Annotated in this window: 16 protein-coding genes; 5 read left to right on the top strand and 11 right to left on the bottom strand. The window is 69.3% G+C overall.

Annotated elements, in window-relative coordinates:
* Positions 1-310: 310 nt before the first annotated feature.
* Entirely contained in the window at positions 311-688 is a 378-nt protein-coding gene (locus ACGF12_RS07020) for a hypothetical protein (protein ID WP_393026641.1), read from the top strand.
* Positions 624-1,502, top strand: coding sequence for a hypothetical protein (locus ACGF12_RS07015; protein WP_393026639.1), 879 nt, complete (start codon positions 624-626; stop codon positions 1,500-1,502). Before ACGF12_RS07020 ends, ACGF12_RS07015 begins: the two co-directional genes overlap by 65 nt.
* Positions 1,503-1,765: 263 nt before the next feature.
* Here ACGF12_RS07015 and dnaE read toward each other — a convergent pair whose 3' ends face one another.
* The 10 genes from dnaE to ACGF12_RS06965 all read right to left on the bottom strand — a co-directional run bounded on the left by dnaE (position 1,766) and on the right by ACGF12_RS06965 (position 11,727).
* Positions 1,766-5,299 (bottom strand): DNA polymerase III subunit alpha, encoded by a 3,534-nt coding sequence (gene dnaE, locus ACGF12_RS07010; protein WP_393026636.1) that lies wholly within the window; start codon positions 5,297-5,299, stop codon positions 1,766-1,768.
* A 180-nt stretch (positions 5,300-5,479) separates the two neighbouring features.
* Positions 5,480-6,580, bottom strand: a complete 1,101-nt coding sequence (locus ACGF12_RS07005; RefSeq protein ID WP_393026633.1) for a hypothetical protein — start codon at positions 6,578-6,580, stop codon at positions 5,480-5,482.
* An 84-nt stretch (positions 6,581-6,664) separates the two neighbouring features.
* Positions 6,665-7,906 carry a hypothetical protein gene (locus ACGF12_RS07000; protein ID WP_393026630.1) on the bottom strand — a complete coding sequence of 414 codons (1,242 nt, stop codon included), beginning with the start codon at positions 7,904-7,906 and terminating at the stop codon, positions 6,665-6,667.
* Positions 7,903-8,034, bottom strand: a complete 132-nt coding sequence (locus tag ACGF12_RS06995; protein ID WP_393026627.1) for a hypothetical protein — start codon at positions 8,032-8,034, stop codon at positions 7,903-7,905. Before ACGF12_RS06995 ends, ACGF12_RS07000 begins: the two co-directional genes overlap by 4 nt.
* Positions 8,035-8,114: 80 nt before the next feature.
* Entirely contained in the window at positions 8,115-8,474 is a 360-nt protein-coding gene (locus ACGF12_RS06990; protein ID WP_393026624.1) for a hypothetical protein, read from the bottom strand.
* 134 nt (positions 8,475-8,608) lie between these two features.
* Positions 8,609-9,820, bottom strand: a complete 1,212-nt coding sequence (locus ACGF12_RS06985; protein ID WP_393026621.1) for a hypothetical protein — start codon at positions 9,818-9,820, stop codon at positions 8,609-8,611.
* A gap of 68 nt (positions 9,821-9,888) precedes the next feature.
* Entirely contained in the window at positions 9,889-10,569 is a 681-nt protein-coding gene (locus ACGF12_RS06980; RefSeq protein ID WP_393026618.1) for a hypothetical protein, read from the bottom strand.
* Positions 10,502-10,957, bottom strand: coding sequence for a hypothetical protein (locus tag ACGF12_RS06975; protein WP_393026615.1), 456 nt, complete (start codon positions 10,955-10,957; stop codon positions 10,502-10,504). Before ACGF12_RS06975 ends, ACGF12_RS06980 begins: the two co-directional genes overlap by 68 nt.
* Before the next feature lie 156 nt (positions 10,958-11,113).
* Positions 11,114-11,347: a hypothetical protein gene (locus ACGF12_RS06970; RefSeq protein WP_393026612.1), complete on the bottom strand. Its 234-nt coding sequence runs from the start codon at positions 11,345-11,347 to the stop codon at positions 11,114-11,116.
* A gap of 17 nt (positions 11,348-11,364) precedes the next feature.
* Entirely contained in the window at positions 11,365-11,727 is a 363-nt protein-coding gene (locus ACGF12_RS06965) for an ATP-binding protein (protein WP_393026609.1), read from the bottom strand.
* Positions 11,728-11,916: 189 nt separating this feature from the next.
* Here ACGF12_RS06965 and ACGF12_RS06960 point away from each other — a divergent pair, with 189 nt between their 5' ends.
* Genes ACGF12_RS06960 through ACGF12_RS06950 form a run of 3 tightly spaced genes read left to right on the top strand, consistent with a single transcriptional unit; the run spans position 11,917 to position 13,892 of the window.
* Entirely contained in the window at positions 11,917-12,765 is an 849-nt protein-coding gene (locus ACGF12_RS06960) for a helix-turn-helix domain-containing protein (RefSeq protein WP_393026606.1), read from the top strand.
* Between the two features lie 10 nt (positions 12,766-12,775).
* Positions 12,776-13,504 (top strand): DUF397 domain-containing protein, encoded by a 729-nt coding sequence (locus ACGF12_RS06955; protein WP_393026603.1) that lies wholly within the window; start codon positions 12,776-12,778, stop codon positions 13,502-13,504.
* Positions 13,497-13,892 (top strand): Imm50 family immunity protein, encoded by a 396-nt coding sequence (locus tag ACGF12_RS06950; RefSeq protein WP_393026600.1) that lies wholly within the window; start codon positions 13,497-13,499, stop codon positions 13,890-13,892. The genes ACGF12_RS06955 and ACGF12_RS06950 overlap by 8 nt, the downstream gene beginning before the upstream one ends.
* A gap of 10 nt (positions 13,893-13,902) precedes the next feature.
* Here the strand turns inward: ACGF12_RS06950 and ACGF12_RS06945 are convergent, their stop codons facing one another.
* Positions 13,903-14,328: a hypothetical protein gene (locus ACGF12_RS06945; protein WP_393026597.1), complete on the bottom strand. Its 426-nt coding sequence runs from the start codon at positions 14,326-14,328 to the stop codon at positions 13,903-13,905.
* Positions 14,329-14,435 lie beyond the last annotated feature (107 nt).

The raw sequence follows: 14,435 nt of genomic DNA, 5'->3' as shown, positions 1-14,435 counted from the left end.
GCCGGGCCGATTAATTGAACGCGTTCAGGAGATGTGGCAGGCTGGCTCCGAACTCGCACTGGGTGGTCGCTGCGGCCTACAGCCTGTCGGGCGCATGCAGCGACACTCTCGAACGACGGGGTGGGGCATGGATTTAACGCACAAAGGCCCGGCCGAAGCCAGCCGTGGGGGGAAGCCGGCACCGCGGCCAGGCGACAGGGCACGCCACCCGGCCCGCAGGCTCACCAGGTCCCTCGGGCGGGTGGCAACAGTTCTCGGATGCCTGACTCTCGCGGTCACCTCGTGCGCCAACGCCGGCGGCGACAGAACCGTGATCAAGCAGGCCGAGCTGGTTGGAGACTGGAGCAATACAGCTGGCGCCAAAGTGCACGTGTCGGCCGACCACAGCTTGACAGCAAGTGGGATCAACCATGCGGTGCCCGGCTACAAGTGCTCTACGAGCATGACGGCCGGCGAGTGGCAGTTCTGGGTGCAGGACGGCCCGCACAGCCTCACGACTTCGGACTCGGCAACCGAAGGCAAGGCATTCTCCGTGACAGCGAACACCGGAGACTCGCCCAGTAAGTGCGACCTGGTAGCCAAGGTCCAGCATGATGACCGGGGCTTCAACATCTGTCTCGTCCATGACCCTGACGAGACTTGCACCGCTGAACAGCTTCTCCGCAAGGACCCTGCGCAAGCCCAGTGAGTGGTGCCGACGCCAGCCGCCGGGCGGCTCGTTCCCCAACGGGGCGCCGCCGGCGGCCGGTTTCCCACTCGACAACGACTTACCCACCGCGCGTCAGTTCCTCCAGCGTCGCGCTGGTGGCTTCCGGGTCAGTGAGCATGACCCCGACCCGCGAGGACAGATCCCGCAAGCGGCGCTGCAGGGTCCGAACTGGCACTGGACGGTCGCTGCGGACTACGTGCGGCGACCCTCTCAACCGATGGGGTGGGACATGGATTCAGCGCGCAAGGACCCGGCCGAACCTGGCTGCGGCGGGCAGTCGTCACTGCGGCCACGCGACAGGGTGCGCCGCCCGACTTACCGACTCAACAGGTCTTTCGGGCGGGTGGCAGCGATTCTCGGGTGCCTGGTTCTCGCGTGCGCATCGTGCGCCGACGCCGGCGGCGACACGGCCGTGATCAAACAGGTCGATCTGGTCGGGGACTGGGCCAATGCGGCCGGCGCCAAAGTGCACCTGTCGGCCGATCACAGCTTGACAGCCAGTGGGATCAACCATGCAGTGCCCGACTACAAGTGCTCTACGAGTATGACAGGCGGTAGGTGGCGGTTCTGGGTGCAGAACGGCTCGTCTCACAGCTTCAAAGCCTCGGACTCGGCGACCGAAGGCAATTCGTTCAGAGTGTCGGCGAACACCGGCGAACCGACCAGCCGGTGCGACCTCGAAGCCGCGGTCCAGCGTGAGGACCGAGGTTTCAACATCTGCCTCACCCTGGACGATGACCAGACCTGCGCTGCTGAAGAGCTCATCCGCAAGGACCCGGCAAAATCCCGGTGAGCGGCACTGACGAAACCCTCGATCCGAGATCACCTCTCGGTGGTTCTTGCGCCCATTCGAAAGTATCGGTAAGCCCTCGGCTGATCTTCGGCCGATGGCTCTAGGCCCCGGCCCCACCCCGCCCCGCCCCGCACCTCACCGCACCGCACCGTCCTCCCGCTGCCCCTCCCGCGGTAGACGACCGCCCGACCCCGAGGAGCCCGGAAGGCGTGTACGCCTTCCGGGCTCCTCGTTGCACGTCAACTCGCGGACCCTACATGCAGCTAGACCACCAGGCAGCTCGGCCCGAGCAGCTGCTTCAGGTCGCCGAACAGCGCCGGGTCCGACTTCACCCGGTGTCGGTCCAGCCGCAGCACCGTCGTCTTGTTGCGGCTCTCCAGCCGCACCCGCACCTCGGTGGTGCCCCGGTGGCTGCCGAGCACCTCGCCGAGCCGGGCCACCAACGGCGGGGTGACCTTCCCGCTCGGGATGTTGATGGTGATCGGCGCCTCTGCGTGGGCGTTCGACAGGTCGGGGACGGAGAGCTCCATGCCCATCAGCCGCGGCACGTCCTCCCGCTTGTCCAGCTTGCCGCGGACGAACACCACGGCGTCCTCGACCAGTTGGGAGGAGACCAGCTGGTAGCTCGCCGGGAAGAACATGCAGTCGATCGAGCCCGCCAGGTCCTCGACGGTGGCGATCGCCCAGGCGTTGCCCTGCTTGGTCATCTTCCGCTGGAGGCCCGAGATGATGCCGCCGATGGTGATGATCGTCCCGTCCGGCCGCTCCGCGAGGTCCGCGACCGCGCAGTCCGCCTTGTCGGCGAGCACGTGCTCGATGCCGTGCAGCGGGTGCGAGGAGACGTACAGGCCGAGCATCTCCCGCTCCTGGGTGAGCAGGAAGGACTTCTCCCACTCCTCCTCGGAGAACACGACGTCCAGCCCGAAGCTCGGCTCGTCCGAGGCCGTGTCGCCGCCGAAGAGGTCGAACTGTCCCTCGGCCTCCTTGCGCTTCACGCCGACCACGTTGTCGATCATCGGCTCGAACTGGGCGCTCAGGCCCTTGCGGGTGTGCCCGAGCGAGTCGAAGGCACCCGCCTTGATCAGCGATTCGACGGTCCGCTTGTTGCAGACCACCGACTCCACCTTGTCCAGGAAGTCGGGGAAGGAGCTGAACTTCCCCTTGGTCTTCCTGGTCCGGATCATCGAGTCGACCACCGGCCCACCGACGTTGCGGATGGCGGTGAGGCCGAAGCGGACGGTGTCGTCACCGTGCGGGGTGAAGTCCGAGTCCGACTCGTTGACGTCCGGCGGCAGGACGTTGATGCCCATCTTGCGGCACTCGTTGAGGTAGACCGCCGACTTGTCCTTGTCGTCCTTGACGGAGGTGAGCAGGCCGGACATGTACTCGGCCGGGTAGTTGGCCTTGAGGTAGGCCGTCCAGTACGAGACCAGCCCGTACCCGGCGGTGTGCGCTTTGTTGAACGCGTAGCCGGAGAAGGGGACGAGGACGTCCCACACCGCCTGGATGGCCGCGTCGGAGTAGCCGCGCTCGCGGCAGCCCTTCTGGAAGGGGACGAACTCCGCCTCCAGGATCTCCTTCTTCTTCTTGCCCATGGCCCGGCGCAGCAGGTCGGCCTGGCCGAGCGAGTAGCCGGCGAGGATCTGTGCGGCCTTCTGGACCTGCTCCTGGTAGACGATCAGGCCGTACGTCGGCCGGAGCACCTCCTCCAGGGGCTTCTCCAGCTCCGGGTGGATCGGGGTGATCTCCTGCTGCCCGTTCTTGCGCAGCGCGTAGTTGGTGTGGGAGTTGACGCCCATCGGGCCGGGGCGGTACAGCGCCAGCACGGCCGAAATGTCTTCGAAGTTGTCGGGCTTCATCAGGCGCAGCAGCGAGCGCATCGGCCCGCCGTCGAGCTGGAAGACGCCGAGCGTGTCGCCGCGGGCGAGGAGTTCGTAGGTCGGCTTGTCGTCGAGCGGCAGCTTGAGCAGCTCGATCTTCTCGCCCTTGTTCTTCTCGATCGCCTTGACGGCGTCGTCCATGATCGTCAGGTTGCGCAGGCCGAGGAAGTCCATCTTGAGAAGGCCGAGGCCCTCACAGGTCGGGTAGTCGAACTGCGTGATGGTGACGCCGTCGGTGTGCCGGGTCCACACCGGGATGTGGTCGGTCAGCGGCTCGGCGGACATGATGACGCCGGCCGCGTGCACGCCGGGCTGGCGGATCAGGCCCTCGATGCCGCGCGCGGTGTCGATGACCTTCTTCACGTCCGGGTCGGTCTCGTACAGCCCGCGGATCTCGCCCGCCTCGCCGTAGCGCGGGTGGGAGTTGTCGGTGATGCCGGACAGCGGGATGCCCTTGCCCATGACGTCCGGCGGCATCGCCTTGGTGATCCGGTCGCCCATCGCGTACGGGTAGCCGAGGACTCGGGAGGAGTCCTTGATGGCGGCCTTCGCCTTGATGGTGCCGTACGTGACGATCATGGCGACCTTGTCGGATCCCCACTTCTCCGTCACGTAGCGGATCACGTCACCGCGCCGGCGCTCGTCGAAGTCGATGTCGACATCGGGCATGGAGATGCGCTCGGGGTTGAGGAAGCGCTCGAAGATCAGGCCGTGCGGGATGGGGTCGAGGTCGGTGATGCCCATCGCGTACGCGACCAGCGAACCGGCCGCCGAACCACGGCCGGGGCCCACCGCGATGCCCTGGCTCTTGGCCCACATGATGAAGTCGGCGACCACGAGGAAGTACGCCGGGAACCCCATCTGGATGATGGTGTCCATCTCGTACTCGGCGAGCTTCTTGTGCTCCTCGTCGTACCCGCCCGGGAAGCGCCAGTCCATGCCCTCCCAGACCTTGGACTTGAAGAAGTCCGCCTCGGACTCGAAGCCCTCCGGGATCGGGAAGCGGGGCATCAGGTTCTTGAACTTGAACATGCCCTCGGTGTCGACCCGGGAGGCGACCAGCAGCTGGCTGTTGCGGCAGCCCTCCTGCCAGGCGTCCGAGGAGTCCAGCGCGTACATCTCGGCGGCGGACTTGATGTAGTAGCCGGTGCCGTCGAAGCGGAAGCGGTCCGGGTCGGAGAGGTTCTTGCCGGTCTGGACGCAGAGGAGCAGGTCGTGGGCGCCGGCGTCGGCCTCGGTGGTGTAGTGCGAGTCGTTGGTGACGACCGGGGGGATGTTCAGCTTCTTGCTGATCTCCAGCAGCCCGTCGCGGACCCGCTTCTCGATGTCGAGGCCGTGGTCCATCAGCTCCAGGAAGTAGTTCTCCTTGCCGAAGATGTCCTGGTAGTCGGCGGCGGACTTGACGGCCTCGTCGAACTGGCCGAGCCGCAGGCGGGTCTGCACCTCGCCGGACGGGCAGCCGGTGGTCGCCATCAGGCCGCCGGACAGCTCGGAGATCAGCTCCTTGTCCATCCGGGGCCACTTCACCAGCCAGCCCTCGGCGTAGGAGCGCGAGGTCAGCTTGAAGAGGTTGTGCAGGCCCTCCTTGTTCCGGGCCCAGATGGTCTTGTGGGTGTACGCGCCGGACGCGGAGACGTCGTCCCGCTTCTGGTGCGGCTGGCCCCACAGGATGCGCTTGGTGTTCGAGCGGGACTCCGGGGCGACGTACGCCTCGATGCCGATGACGGGAACGATCCCCGCGTCGGTGGCCTGCCGGTGGAACTCGGCGGCGCCGTACATGTTGCCGTGGTCGGTCATCGCGACGTGGGTCTGGCCCAGCCGCTCGACCTCCTTGAACATCTGCTTCAGCCGGGCGGCACCGTCCAGCATCGAGTACTCGGTGTGGACGTGCAGATGCGCGAACGGCTGGTCGCTCAAGGCGGGGCCTCCGGAGGCTCTGGTGCTGGTCTGGTGGGCCGGCGAACGTGCAGGTCACAGGTGTTACCCCTGGAAATGGATGTGGTCCGAACCGCCTCGCGGGGTCCGGACCATCACTCACACGTTCACGCGTCTACTCTAGCCCGCCGCGCCCCGTTCCCCCGCCCGGGAGGAGGGCCGTCAGGTCGGCCCGGCGAGTCGCCTGGCGGCGGCGTTCCTGACCTCGGGCTCCTCCATCGGGTCGTCCCGGAGCTCGGCCAGGCGCTCCCGGACGTGGGGGCGGTCGGGGGCCCGCTCGATCCCGAGGAGGCGGGCGTCCTCCTGGCAGTCCCAGAGCGATTCGGTGTGTGCCAGGTCGAGGCCGAGCATGTCCGGGCCGGTCGGGTCGATCGCGGCCAGGGCTTCGAGGTAGGCGGGGCGCTCGAACGAGTGCGGGGTGCGCAGCCAGTAGCGGGTCAGGATCGGGACGGCTTCGGCGGCCTGCGCGCCGAAGCGGGCGAGGCCGCGGGCCATCCGCTCCGGGCCGCACCAGACGCCGTCCGCCCAGTCCTGCTTCAGCTCGGCGAGGAGGGCGGGGACGTCCTGGGCTTCGCCGTGCTCGGCCAGGACAGTCAGGCCCTGCCACGCCAGCCAGCGGGTGCCGGAGGCGGCCCACTCGCGGGCGGCGGGCATGGCGAGAGCACCGAGCTTGCCGATGTTGCCGATCAGCAGGACCAGCGGGCGCTCGCCGTCCGCCGTGGTGAGGGAGGGGACGAGCGGGACGAGGCCGGGGTCGGGGTCGCGGCGGCGCAGGACCCGCAGGGCCTCGGTCCTGTCGTCCTCCGGGGCGTCCGGGTCGGCCAGCAGGGCGAGCAGCTTCGGGGTCTCCAACTCGGCCAGGGGGTTGGGCTCTTGCGGCGTCTTTCGGACGTCCGACCAGGGTTCCGGCTCGCGGACGTGCAGCCGCACGGCCTCCTGGGCCTCCTCGGATCCGCCGCGTGCCAGTAGGCGCAGGATCTCGGCGGCCCGGTCGTGGTCGTACTCGTCGCCGGTGCTCAGCACCTCGACCACCGGGTCGAGCGGCAGCTCCAGGTCACGGAGCAGCCGGGCGAGGTAGAGCGAGCGCTCGTCGACGAGGCTGTCCCAGCTCCAGTCGCGGCGGACGCAGGCGTAGACCAGGTCGGCCGCTTCGGCGGGCTTCCGGGCCGCTCGGATGGCACCCGCTCCCCGACCGCGTTGGAGGAGGCCGAGGAGGGTCTTCGGCGGTGCGTAGCGGTCTTCGTCCTCGGTCTCCTCGGGCATGCGGCTCATCGTGCCGCAGGTACCGGCGGCGCGGCTGGTGATTTTTTCCGTCCGGGACCGCCCGCGACCGCCTGAGGCAGCCGCTCAGACCCGGACGGCTCCGGTGGCGGACGGCGGGGAGCAGGCCGGGGTGGTGGCGCAGACGGTCAACTGCTGCGAGGCCCCGTCGCGCAGGACCTGCACGCTCCACAGCACCTCGTTCGGCTGGCCACAGATCGTGCAGTATCGTCTGCGCGCTGCGCTGGCGGGCGCCGCGTCGGCGGGCTGCGCGTCGGCAGGCTGCGCGTCGGCGGGCGCCACGTCGGCAGGCTGCGCGTACGGGTTGACCGGCGGCGCGGAGGACCACGGCCGGGACAGCGGCGGCACCGGCTGGGGCACGGGCGCGGGCGCGGGTACGGCTGGCGCCGGGTAGTCGGCGGGCGGAGGTCCGAACCCGGTGGCGGGCGGCTCCGCGGGCGGGGGCGGAGGCACCGGGGGCGCGGGCGGCGGCGCAGGTGAGGGCGGAGGCACCGGGGGCGCGGGCGGCGGCGCAGGTGGGGGCGGCACCGGGGCCGCGGGTGGGGACGGAGGCATCGGGGGTGCCGCGGGCGGGGGCGGTAGCGGAGGCATCGGCGGCGCCGGCGGCGTGTCGTCCCAGATGCGCGCACCGCGCACCAGAGCCCGGAAGTCGTGCCGGCACTTGCCGCAGGTGGTGAGCACGGCCTCTTCGCGCTGGTCGCCGCACCCGGGGCAGAAGGTCACCGGGCGCTCGTACGCCTCGGTGCTCTCGCAGCGCGCGCAGATGAAGTCGGGCTCCAGCTTGGCCTGGCGGAACACTGTGCTGAAGACCTGGAAGGGATTGGGGTCGTTGCGCCCGGCGGTCACACCGAGCACGGCCACCAGCATCTTGATGCGGCGGTTCCTCGTCTGCAGCCGCTTCAGGTCCAGGTTGACGACCTTGGCGTGCTTGCAGTCCCGGCAGACGCAGAGCGTGCGCACCGGCAGCTGGGAGCGGATCGCCGCCTGCTGGTGCAGGAACTGGAAGGTGAGCTTGTGCTCGGTCGGGACCTCGACGGTCTCGACCTCGTAGGCGCCCCGGGAGAGCCTGGTCTCGATCAGCGCGGCGAGGTCGAACACCTTCGCCCGGAGCGTGTCCGGCAGCGAGGGCGCCTGGCCCGCGGGCACCCGCTCGGAGCCGATCAGCGCGGCGATCGCCAGCATCGCGCCGACCGCGGGCATGTCGAGCACCGCCTGGCCCGCGTCCGAGACGAACCGGACGTAGGTGGTGCCCGCCCAGCCCGCCAGGCCGTTGGCCCTCGCCCCGCCCGGGGGACGGCCGGGGATCATCGAGGCGCCCCGTCGACGAGGCGTCGGCCGACTGCGTGGGCCCGGTGGAGCACCGCCACCACGGCGTTGTGGATCTGGTCCGGCGGAGCCGCGATCCGGCGTTCGGCGTCCAGGGTGATCAAGGGCATCGAGGGCACAGCCCTTCCAGTGGCGGCAGGCAGGGAGGATCAGCCCACCCGACGCCGGACGCCGGGTGTCCGGGGAGTGGTCAGAACAGATCCGGGCCGTCGAACGCCGCGTCGCCGTCGTGGCCGTAGTCGTGGCCGTAGTCGTGGGCGTGCGAGAGGCCGCTGTCGTCGGAGGCGTGGTCGCCGCCGTGCGCGGTATGGCCGAGGGAGGCCTCGGACTCGTACGATCCCGCGGCGCTGCAGGTCTCCGCCACGGAGAGGTAGCTCTCGAAGCTGACCTCCGAGACCGCCACCACCTCGACGGCCTCCGCCACGTACACCTCGTTCACCTCGGCCTCGACCGAGACCGCGACGGCCTCGGTCTCGGAGTGGCCGAGCGAGGCACTGCTCTCCGTCACGCCGTAGTCGTCCGCCGCCAGGAATCCGTCCCACTCACGCATGTGCCCCCCAAACGTCGTCGGCATCCGGGTCGGCCTGGCCACCCGGTGCACACTCGGGGATCACAATAGGGCCCAACGCCGCCACGAAACCTCGAAGTTCGCGATTGGTTGATGGACTGTGACGAGGGGGTCGGTCAGCTGGCGAGCCGCGCCTCGGCAGCCTTGCGGATCTCCGGCTTCTCCATCGGATCGTCCCGTAGCTCGGCGACCCGGCTGAGGGCGTACGGACGGTCGGGAGCGTGCTCGACGGCGAGCAGGCGGGCGTTCGCCTCGCAGTCCCAGAGGGATTCCTGATACGCCTCCGGCAGGCCGGCGGCGCCGATCGCGGCGAGCGCGTCCAGGTACAGGGCGCGCTCGGAGGAGTGCGGGGTCTGCAGCCAGAAGCGGCGGAGGAGGGACGTCGCGTCCGCCGCCTCCGGCCCGAACCGGGCCAGCCCGCGGGCGGTGTACATCGGCCCGCACCAGGCCTGCTCCACCCAGTCCCGTTCCAGCTCGGCCAGCAGCACGGGCAGGTCCCCCTTCCCGCCGTGCCTCTCCAGCACGTCGTGCCCGAGCTGCGCCAGCCAGCGCGTGTCGGAGGCGGCCCACTCCCGCGCGGCGGGCATCGCCAGAGCGCCGAGCTTCCAGACCGTCCGACCCAGCGACGTCAGGGCGTACCTGCCGCCCGGCCACCCGAGCGAGGGCACCAGCGGAACCAGGCCCGGCTCCGGCTCACGCTGTGCCAGCCGCATCAGCGCAGCTATCTTCCGGATCTCCGACTCCCCCGGGTCGGCGAGCAGCTCCAGCAGTTCCGCACCGGTCAGCCCCTCCGTCGGCTCCAGCTTCTCGGCCGGAGGCTTCGGCACCTGCCCCTTCAGGCCCCAGAGCATCCAGGGGAACTCCCACGGCGCCGGGTCCTCCACGCCCTCCCGCAGGCGTGCCGCCGCGATGCCTTCGAGGTCGTCCCACCACTCACGGGGCCAGCGGGCGGCCAGCGACTGCAGGACGTCCACCCAGTGCCCGCCGTCCCGGACGTACGCCCGCAGCGCGTCGCGGGCCTCGGCCGAGCCGCCGAGTGCCAGCAGCTCCAGGACCCGGGTCGCCCGGGCGCAGGTGTCCTCGTCGGCCGCCAGCATGTCGATCACGGGCTGGAGCGGCAGCTCCAGGTCCCGGACCAGCCGGGCGAGATAGCGGTGCCGCTCGTCGGCCTTCCGGTCCCAGCGCCACTCCCAGCGGATGCACCCGTACACCAGCTCGGCGGCCGACGACGGATCCTCCGCCGCCATCGACGCCCCCAGTCCCCGACCGCGCTGCAACAACCCCGGCAGCGTCCCCGCCGGTGCGTACTCGTATCTCCGCTCTGCCACGGGCGCCATCGTGCCGCAGCTGCCGGTGTGCGGCGGGTGATTTTTTCCGGGCCGGGCGTGCGGGGCTCCTATTGCCCGGCCAGTCGCGCCGCGGCGGCTCTTTTGATCTCCGGGTCCTCCATCGGGTCGTCCCGGAGGTAGGCCAGGCGGTCTCTCACTTCGGGCCGATCGGGCGCATGCGCGACGCCGAGCCGACGGGCTTCGGACTGGCAGTCCCAGAGCGACTCGGTGTACGCCTCGGCCATCCCGGCCGCCCCCATCGCCGCCAGCGCCTCCAGGTAGCCATGGCGCTCATAGGAGTGCGGCGTCCACAGCCAGAAGCGGCGCAGCAGGGAGATCGCGTCGGCGGCCTTCGGCCCGAACCGCGCCAGCCCTCGTGCCGTGTACATCGGGCCACACCAGGTGCGATCCATCCAGTCCCGCTCCAGTTCGGCGACGAGGGTCGGGATGTCCTCCTCTTCGCCGTGCGCATGCAGCACGGTGAGGCCCTCGCTGGCCAGCCAGCGGCTGTCGGAGGTGGCCCAGTCCCGGGCGGCCGGCACGGCGAGGGCGCCGAGCCTGTGAACGACAAGGGACAACATCGGCAGCGGGTACTCACCGTCCGCCTCGCCGAGCGAGGGGACGAGCGGGACGAGCCCGGGCTCCGGATCCCGGTCGTAGAGCACGTTCAGCGCGCCGACCTTACGGTTCTCCGGTTCGGCGGGGTCGGCCAGCAGCTCCAGCAGCGCGCTGCTCGCCAACTCGGCCATCGGATCGGGCTGACTCCTCGGGGGGTCCCCCCCAGTCCTCGTCCTCCTCCTCGGCCTCCGGCGGCAAGGCATCCCTGGCTTCCACCGAGCCGGCGGCCGCCAGCAGCTCCAGCACTCCGGTGGCCCGCTCACGGACACCCTCGTCCCCGGCCAACATCTCGATCACCGGCCCGAGCGGCAACTCCAGGTCACGGATCAGCCGGGCGAGATAGACGTCCCGGTCGTCGAGTGTCGAATCCCAGCGCCACTCCCAGCGAATGCACCCGTAGATCAGGTCGGCAGCCGAGGCGGGATCCTCCGCCGCCATCAGCGCGCCGAGCCCCCGACCGCGCTGCAACAACCCCGGCAGCGTCCCCGCCGGTGCGTACTCGTATCTCCGCTCTGCCACGGGCCCCATCGTGCCGCAGCCCCCGGCGCGCGGGGGCGGCGGGGGCTGGCGGGGGTCAGGCGTCCTCGTCCGGCGGGGTCGCGCGGAGGGCGGTGATCACGCCCAGGGCGACGGTCGCGAACGCGAGGGCCAGGAGGGCGGCGAAGGCCGCCCCGATCAGGAATCGCACGGGCGGTCCCGCTCGGCGTCGAGGAGCAGGGTGAGGAGGCTGAGGAGCGTCGAGACCGGCGCCGTGTTGAACCGGACGAGCACCCGTCCGTCGAGCGTCTTGTCCGTCGAGGCCGACGGCCAGACCAGGCCGAACTTCTTGCCGCGCTCGTGGAGTTCACCGAGGAGAGCGAGGACCTGCTCGTCCCGGTAGCCCCGGATGCGCGGATCCGTCGGCGTCATCGGCCGACGCCGGCGCTTCACGCGACGGAGTCCAGCTCGAACCAGACGAGCTTGCCCCTCTCCTGGAGGTCCACGCCCCAGCGGTGGGTCAGGCCCTCGACGAGCTGGAGCCCACGGCCGGACTCCGCGAGGAGGCCCGGCATGCACCGCTCCGGCATGATCGGGCTCTCGTCCGCGACGGCCACCCTGAGCGTGCGGTGGATCGCGAGGATCTGGACGACCGGCGCGGGGGTGGCGCCGTGCCGCCAGGCGTTGACGAGGAGTTCGACGAGCGCGAGCTCCGCGTCCGCGATGGAGGAGGGCGGGTACCCGACCCGGCCCATGGCGTCCCGGAGGGACTGCCGGGAGATGGCGATCGAGGGCGTGTTGCAGTGACGCATGGGAAAGCTCCCTAGATGCGATGAAGTGGCGTGACAACAGCCGGAGTTGACGATCCATCGGATCGCTATGACATCGACCATACAGCAGTCGACGTCACATGTGATTCCAATCCGGATGGGTTCACCCTCAAGTGGACCCCGCGCACGGCAGCGCGGCAGACTTGGGGCACATCGGCAAGGAAGGGACCCATGCCGCCACGAATCAACCCGACGCTCCGTCAACGCCGAATCGGTGCTGAGCTTCGGAAGATGCGCGAGGCCGCCGGCCTGTCGACCAACACCCTGAGCAGGGACCTCGGCATCGACAGGACTCAGGTCAGCCAGATAGAGGCGGCCAAGGTCGGCGTGAGCCCGGAGCGGCTCCGTTCCTTCGCCGCTGCCTGCAAGTGCATGAACGAGCCCCTGATCGAAGCCCTGGGGTCCATGGTTCAGGACCGCTCCAAAGGCTGGTGGGAGGAATACCGAGGCACCATCCCGGATGGCTTCCTCGAAGTCGCCGAGCTTGAGAAGAGCGCGGACAGCCTCATGCTGTGGGTCCTCACTCATATGCCCGGCCCCTGTCAGACGATCAGCTATGCATCGTCGATGTTCGGACGCTCGATCCCTCCGATTCCTCGGCACGAGCTGGAGGCCCGGACCGCGTTCAGAATGCATCGCAAGGCCGATCTGCGCCGCGACCAGAAGCCGATGACCTTCTTCATCTATGAGTCCGCGCTGTGGACCCGCTTCGGAGGCGTCGAGATCCTCCGGGAACAGCTCGCATCCCTACTCGAAGACTCCGAGCAAGGATGGATGACCGTCCGAGTCGTACCGTTCGACGTCGACACCTTCCCCGGAGCTGTTGAGAACCTCACCTATGCATTCGGCAAGGTGTCAGAACTCGACACCGTAGAGATCGAGTCCTCCCGTGGCCCCGTCTACATGGATGCCGTCAACGAGCTCACCAGCTATCGATCCATCTTCGCCCGCACCGAATCGATGGCGCTCAGCGAGAGCAAGTCTCGTAGCCTGATTCGCAAGATCGAACAGAGCCTATGAAAGGCCGAACATGACCTACACCGAGTGGCAGAAGTCATCCTTCAGCGGATCCGGCAGCGAGTGCGTGGAGGTCCGCAAGGCCGACAGCGTGGTCGAACTCCGTGAGTCCGACGAAGGCGAAACCATCCTCCGCACCACCCCCACCACCTTCGCCGCCCTCCTCCACGGTATCAAGGCCGGCGAGTTCGACCACCACGCCCAACGCACCTCGTCCTCTCACCGCAGGAGACCATCCATGTCAGCCGCCCTGTGGCCGGAGCTGCTGGTCCAGTCCGAGCGGCTGACCGCGCTCTACACCGAGCTGCCACCCCTGGAGCGCCTGATCCTCAGATCGGTCCACCTGAGTCCCTACGGGCAAGGTGTGAAGCTACGCGTAGAGCTTCCGCGTTTCCCCGACCTCGCCCCCACCGCCTGGATCGAGGCCGGCTGCGACCGGTTCGAGGCCCAGATCGAGTTCATGGCAGTGGGCGAGGACCTCCGGATGCGGGGTGTCCCCAACAACACTGTTGTGGACATCGACCTCGCCGCCCTCCCCCAGATCTACGAGCGCCGGGTCGAAGTCGCAGTGCGCGGGCCCGAATTCCTCCTGGCCTTCACCGCGTACGCCGCGATCAAGGCCATCCACCTCAACGCCTACCGCTCCAACGATCCGAACCAGCGATGGTTCGAGAGCCCCCTCGACCAGCGCCTCCACCACCAAACGCTGCCGCCCACCACCACGAAGACCTTCTATGCCTGACCTCGACTGGTCCGCCGAGCTGACCGACCCCGCCCCCGTCCGCACGGTTTTCGGCTCACCCCCGCCTCCCCTCACCGACTTCGACCTGACCTCCGTCCTCATCGACGAACGCGAAACCTCCGTCACCCTGAGGTTCTTCGCCTTCACCGTCCCGACCGCCGCCGCAGAGCTGTGGCAGGCGCGAGGACACAACGCGGTCGAGTTCGTCCTGGTCTGCACCGGCGTGACGAACCTCGAAGTGGACGGCTGGTCCGGCTGGCCTACGACCACCGTCACCCTCACCGGCAAGGCCGTCGTCCTCGCCGGCCGGGACAAGCGGATCACCTTCGAGGCCGCCGAGATTCGCGCCGAAGCCCCCATCGGCCGCCTAGCCAGCCGAGCGCAATGACCCGACCGCCCTACCTCATCAACCCAGTCCCCCACGGCAGCTCCTGGAGCAGATCCTCAGAAGTCGGCGCCGCGTCCGGGTAGTGCCGAAGGATCTCCCGCATGGCGCCGGCGTCAGCAGTCCAGAAGTCCCAGCTCGTACTGTCGAACTCCCGCAACACGACCGCCAGCTCACCGTCCGCATAGCCCGCGAAGTCCCCGTCGACGGTCTGCAGGTCCGGCGCAACCATGGCCAGCAGATCCAGCGTGCCGATGGGAGCGTCGACGCAAGCCTCCTCGATGCGAGCGAACTTGGCACACGAAGGAGCCTCATAGATCCGGGCCCGCCACTGGAGATCCAGCCCGAAACTCCCCAGGCGCACCAGGAGTTCGGCCAGCGTGACGTAGCGCCGACCGGCACCGTCCTCGCGCCAGGCCGCGAAGGTGACCGACTGCATTGTGGCAGGACGTGTTGCCACCCGGGCCGGCTCCGTTCACTCGTGTTGCATCAGCGGCTCCGTCACAGCATGACCTCCATTTGCCCTGTCTGCTGATCATTTTGAAT

Origin of the sequence: Kitasatospora sp. NPDC048296 (assembly GCF_043201815.1) — a bacterium.
GTDB lineage: Bacteria > Actinomycetota > Actinomycetes > Streptomycetales > Streptomycetaceae > Kitasatospora.
The sequence above is the reverse complement of the archived record's forward strand: the minus strand, read 5'-3'. Positions and strand labels throughout refer to the sequence as shown.

Excerpts from the sequence above, each read along its gene's own strand:
- ACGF12_RS06995 (WP_393026627.1), bottom strand. The coding sequence starts at position 8,034 with ATGCCCTTGATCACCCTGGACGCCGAACGCCGGATCGCGGCTCCGCCG.
- ACGF12_RS06955 (WP_393026603.1), top strand. The coding sequence starts at position 12,776 with ATGACCTACACCGAGTGGCAGAAGTCATCCTTCAGCGGATCCGGCAGC.
- ACGF12_RS06945 (WP_393026597.1), bottom strand. The coding sequence starts at position 14,328 with ATGCAGTCGGTCACCTTCGCGGCCTGGCGCGAGGACGGTGCCGGTCGG.
- ACGF12_RS07000 (WP_393026630.1), bottom strand. The coding sequence starts at position 7,906 with ATGATCCCCGGCCGTCCCCCGGGCGGGGCGAGGGCCAACGGCCTGGCG.
- ACGF12_RS06990 (WP_393026624.1), bottom strand. The coding sequence starts at position 8,474 with ATGCGTGAGTGGGACGGATTCCTGGCGGCGGACGACTACGGCGTGACG.
- ACGF12_RS06970 (WP_393026612.1), bottom strand. The coding sequence starts at position 11,347 with ATGACGCCGACGGATCCGCGCATCCGGGGCTACCGGGACGAGCAGGTC.
- ACGF12_RS06950 (WP_393026600.1), top strand. The coding sequence starts at position 13,497 with ATGCCTGACCTCGACTGGTCCGCCGAGCTGACCGACCCCGCCCCCGTC.
- ACGF12_RS07015 (WP_393026639.1), top strand. The coding sequence starts at position 624 with ATGACCCTGACGAGACTTGCACCGCTGAACAGCTTCTCCGCAAGGACC.
- ACGF12_RS06965 (WP_393026609.1), bottom strand. The coding sequence starts at position 11,727 with ATGCGTCACTGCAACACGCCCTCGATCGCCATCTCCCGGCAGTCCCTC.
- ACGF12_RS06980 (WP_393026618.1), bottom strand. The coding sequence starts at position 10,569 with ATGGCCGAGTTGGCGAGCAGCGCGCTGCTGGAGCTGCTGGCCGACCCC.
- ACGF12_RS06960 (WP_393026606.1), top strand. The coding sequence starts at position 11,917 with ATGCCGCCACGAATCAACCCGACGCTCCGTCAACGCCGAATCGGTGCT.
- ACGF12_RS07005 (WP_393026633.1), bottom strand. The coding sequence starts at position 6,580 with ATGCCCGAGGAGACCGAGGACGAAGACCGCTACGCACCGCCGAAGACC.